The following is a 4,001-nucleotide window of genomic DNA, read 5'->3' on the forward strand; positions in this document are numbered from 1 at the left end:
TTGGGGGTCCCCCCGGACGAAGTCTGGGGGAGTTTGAGGCGCGGGCTCTTGTCGGGAGCTGGCCCCGACAAGGGCCCGACGCCCGGCGGGGCGGCTCGCACACAAGCCCGAGCTCCGCCGCGGCGAACCCCGGTCGTACGAAGCGGGCTCAGCCGCTGGGGAGCGCAGGCCCCGTGCGCTCGACCCTCAGCCGTACCCCGCGCCGCACCCCCCACTCCGCCATCGCCCCGCCCTCAGCCTCCAGCACATGGCGGGCCCGCAGCCGGGGTCTGCCGAGCCGGCCCGGCACCAGGGTGTGGACGTCCACGACGGTCGACTCCCGGTCCAGATAGGCCACATCGATGGTGAAGCGCATCCGGAAGGTGTGCACACCGCCGCACGGCGTCAGCAGCATCGCCCCCTCGATCCCGTCGCGCCCCAGCAGCCCGCGCCGCCGTCTCCCGCGACTCGCCGCGATCTCCAGCGGCACCGGAGCGTCCCGCCCGGGAATCCACAACGCGGCCGTGCCGTCCTGCCATTGACGTCCTCGCCCCATGGCCGTAGACGGTAGCGCCCTGACTCCAGGTCATGTCACCGGGAGGCCGCATCCCCCGGGGCCGCGACTGGGCCCATGGGCCCATGACCGCGCCGTTCGCCTCCCTTACTGTCGTGGCCGTGTACGCCACGCTGATCGCCGTCGCCGCCCTGTGGGGAGCCGCCGCCGGGCTGCTCGTCCCCCGCGCCGCGTACCGGCTCTCCGTCGAGCCGGACGAGGCGTGGCGCGACAGCTGCCCGGCCGGGCACCCCTACACCGGCCCCCTGCGCGGCTGGCTCGGCGGGGTGCGCTGCGCCCCGTGCGCGACGGCGCCCCCCGCGCCCCCCGGCCCGGGCGCACCCGCCGTCCCGCTCGTCACGGCCCTGGTCTGCGCCCTGCTCGCCGCGGCCACCGGGCCCCGCCCCGAACTGGCCGTATGGCTCACGCTCGTGCCCTTCGCCGTACTGCTCGCGCTCATCGACCGCAGGGTCCACCGGCTCCCCGACCGGCTCACCCTCCCGCTCGCCGCCGCCGCGGCGCTGCTGCTCGGCCCGGTCTCGCTGCTCCCCGGCGCGGCGGGATCGTGGCCGGGCGCCCTCCTCGGCGGTCTGGCCCTCGGGGCGGTCTACTTCCTGCTCTTTCTGATCCACCCCCACGGCATGGGCTTCGGCGATGTGAAACTCGCCCTCTCGCTCGGCGTCGTCCTCGGCTGGTACGGCTGGGGCGTGCTGTTCACGGGGTCCTTCGCCGGATTCCTGCTCGGTTCGCTGTATGGACTCGGGCTCATCGCGCTGGGCCGGGCGAACCGCAAGACCGCCATACCGTTCGGCCCGTTCATGATCAGTGGGGCGTTCGCCGGGATGCTGTTCGGGGCGCTCGCCGCCACCGGCGGCTGACCGCGACCGCCATGAGGGCGAGCTTCCCGCGCAGGTCGACAGCGCCCCGGGACACGCCCTCTCCTGATGTCTCCGGAGGGGCGCTCACCCCCGTCTAGAGTCCAGATTCATGCGGACATTTCCTGACAGCCTGGTGGTGCGGCGCGGAGCCCTGCGGGTCCTGACCCCCTCGCCCACACCGGAGCCCGGATCACCCCCCGCTGCCCGCCTCCCCGCCGCCCTCCTCCCCTGGAGCTGGGCGGCGGTCCTCTTCGCCCTCTACGCCGCCGTCGCCGTCCGCCGCCATCTGCTGCTCCGCACCACCGGGTACGACCTCGGCATCTTCGAACAGGCCGTACGCGCCTACGCCCGACTGCGGGCCCCCGTCGTCCCCTTGCGCGGCGACGGCTTCAACCTCCTCGGCGACCACTTCCACCCCGCCCTCGCCGCACTCGCCCCCCTCTACCGGCTCTGGCCCTCCCCGCTCTGCCTGCTCACCGCCCAGTCCGCGCTGCTCGCCCTCGCCGCCGTACCGCTCGTGGCCTGGGCGCTCAGCGCGCTGGGCCGCCGGGCCGCCCACACCGTCGCCCTCTGCTACGGGCTGAGCTGGGGCATCGCATCGGCCGCCGCCTTCGACTTCCATGAAGTCGCCCTCGCCGTACCGCTGCTCGCCTTCGCCGCCGTGGCGCTGGGACAGGGCCGCCCGCGCGCGGCCGTCGCCTGGGCCGCACCCCTCGTACTGATCAAAGAGGATCTGGGGCTCACCCTCGCCGCCCTGGGCTGTGTCGTCGCCTGGCAGGGCCGGCGGCGGCTGGGACTCCTCACCGCCGCCGCCGGACTGCTCGCCTCCGCGATCGAGATCGCACTGCTGCTGCCCGCCGTCAACCCGGCCGGCGGCTACGCCCACGGCGACAACCTCGGCGAAGGGCCCCACGCCTCCCTGCTCGCCACCATCGCCTTCGCCCCGCTGGACGCGCTCCGCCCGGACACCAAGGCCATGACCCTGATCCTGGTCTTCGCCCCCTCCGCGCTGCTCGCCCTGCGCTCACCGCTCGCGCTGCTCGCCCTGCCCACCCTCGCCTGGCGGATGCTGTCGCAGAACGGCTTCCACTGGGGCACGTCCTTCCACTACAGCGCCGTACTGATGCCCATCGTCATCGCCGGGCTCATCGACGCGCTCCGCCGGTGGCGCACCGGGGACCATCCGCTCGGGGCCCGCCATCTCCGTGCCTCGCTCGTCACGGCGCTCGCCGTGACGGCGGTGATGCTGCCGTCCTTCCCGCTCGCCCAACTGGCCCAGCGCACCACCTGGCGGACCACACCCCATACGGCGGCGGCCCGCTCACTGCTCGCCAAGATCCCGGACGGGGCCTCCGTCGCCGCCTCCAACCGGCTCGCGCCCCAGCTCACGTCGCGCTGCGAGGTGGTGCTCTTCCCCGCCTTCCCGGTCGGCGCCCGGCTCCACGCGCACGGCGGGACCGGGCTGCCCCGGCCCACCGCCGAGTGGATCATCCATGACAGCAGGGCGCCCGAGGCATGGCCGTACCGTATGGGCCACTGGCCCTACCCCCTGGAGCGGCAGACCGCCGAGCTCCGGGCGGCCCAGCGCTCCCACGGCTACCGGAGGGTCGCCCAGCGCGACGGAATCACCCTGCTGCGCCGGACGCGGTGAGCCGCGAGGAGGCCGGGCCGCCCCGGATTCCGTCCGCACCATCGGTCCATCCCGCCGGATGATGGTGTACTGGCGAAAACATCAGTGCTGGTGACCTGGAGGAGTCGGCGTGGGCAAGGTCAAGTCGTCCTATCAGTGCGGTCTCGACGCCGCGATGGACGTCGTCGGCGGGAAGTGGAAGGCGCTCATCCTGTGGGCGCTCCACAAGGGCACTCTGCGCTTCGGGGAGCTGAAGCGGGAGCTTCCCGGCGTCAGCGAGAAGATGCTGATCCAGCAGCTGCGCGAGCTGGAGGCGGACGGGGTGGTGCACCGGGAGGTCTACCGCGAGGTCCCGCCGCGCGTCGAGTACTCCCTCACCGAGCTGGGACAGGCGCTCAACACCGCGCTGGACTCGCTCGGGGTCTGGGGCGAGACCTTTATGCAGGAGATCATCGCCAACAAGGCCAAGGAAGCCGCGGCCTGAGCCCCTCCACCCGGGACGAGACGGGGGAGCTGCGGCCCGACCGTGCCCCGGGACGGTGCCGAGACCGGGGAAGCCCTGCTCTGACCTGTGCCCGGGACGGTGCCGAGACTGGGGAAGCCCTGCTCTGACCTGTGCCCGGGACGGTGCCGGGACCGGGGAGGCCCTGCTCTGAACCTGTGCCCGGGACGGTGCCGGGACCGAGGAGACGGCGGCCCGGACCCGCCCCCGGCGTCAACCGGACACACCCGTCCGGGGTCCCTCTTCCGGGGCCGGGGCCCTGCCTCCGGAAGAGGAGCCCCGGCCCGGAAACCCTGGCCCCCCACGGCCCCGCGCCCCCGTCCGCAGCCCTTCCCGCCCCCTCCCGGCTCCGCCGTCCGGCCCAGCCGCGACCCGCCGCCCCCACCAGGTGGCGAGCAGTACGAGTTCTGAAGGGTTATGGTGGAAACCCCCCCTCGGGCCGGTCCGTATCCCCCCCCC

General features: G+C 74.1%; 4 protein-coding genes. 3 read left to right on the forward strand and 1 reads right to left on the reverse strand.

All coding sequences use genetic code 11. From position 1 onward, the window contains the following. Positions 1–148 precede the first annotated feature (148 nt). Positions 149–535 carry a DUF192 domain-containing protein gene (locus FF041_RS30900; RefSeq protein WP_153484874.1) on the reverse strand — a complete coding sequence of 129 codons (387 nt, stop codon included), beginning with the start codon at positions 533–535 and terminating at the stop codon, positions 149–151. A gap of 83 nt (positions 536–618) precedes the next feature. On the opposite strand from FF041_RS30900, the gene FF041_RS30905 reads away from it, so the two are divergent. From FF041_RS30905 to FF041_RS30915, 3 genes are all read left to right on the forward strand, one after another. Continuing rightward, positions 619–1,410 carry a prepilin peptidase gene (locus tag FF041_RS30905; protein ID WP_153525853.1) on the forward strand — a complete coding sequence of 264 codons (792 nt, stop codon included), beginning with the start codon at positions 619–621 and terminating at the stop codon, positions 1,408–1,410. A 109-nt stretch (positions 1,411–1,519) separates the two neighbouring features. Further along, the gene (locus tag FF041_RS30910; protein ID WP_153525854.1) at positions 1,520–3,061 is read left to right on the forward strand and encodes a DUF2079 domain-containing protein; all 1,542 of its coding nucleotides are present in this window, start codon (positions 1,520–1,522) and stop codon (positions 3,059–3,061) included. A 154-nt stretch (positions 3,062–3,215) separates the two neighbouring features. After that, positions 3,216–3,524, forward strand: a complete 309-nt coding sequence (locus FF041_RS30915; RefSeq protein WP_153483776.1) for a winged helix-turn-helix transcriptional regulator — start codon at positions 3,216–3,218, stop codon at positions 3,522–3,524. Positions 3,525–4,001 lie beyond the last annotated feature (477 nt).

Origin of the sequence: Streptomyces jumonjinensis (genome assembly GCF_009600885.1) — a bacterium.
Lineage (GTDB): Bacteria > Actinomycetota > Actinomycetes > Streptomycetales > Streptomycetaceae > Streptomyces > Streptomyces jumonjinensis.

Bases quoted from the DNA above. Each gene is read 5' to 3' on its own strand.
- FF041_RS30900 (WP_153484874.1), bottom strand. From the start codon at position 535: ATGGGGCGAGGACGTCAATGGCAGGACGGCACGGCCGCGTTGTGGATT.
- FF041_RS30905 (WP_153525853.1), top strand. From the start codon at position 619: ATGACCGCGCCGTTCGCCTCCCTTACTGTCGTGGCCGTGTACGCCACG.
- FF041_RS30910 (WP_153525854.1), top strand. From the start codon at position 1,520: ATGCGGACATTTCCTGACAGCCTGGTGGTGCGGCGCGGAGCCCTGCGG.
- FF041_RS30915 (WP_153483776.1), top strand. From the start codon at position 3,216: ATGGACGTCGTCGGCGGGAAGTGGAAGGCGCTCATCCTGTGGGCGCTC.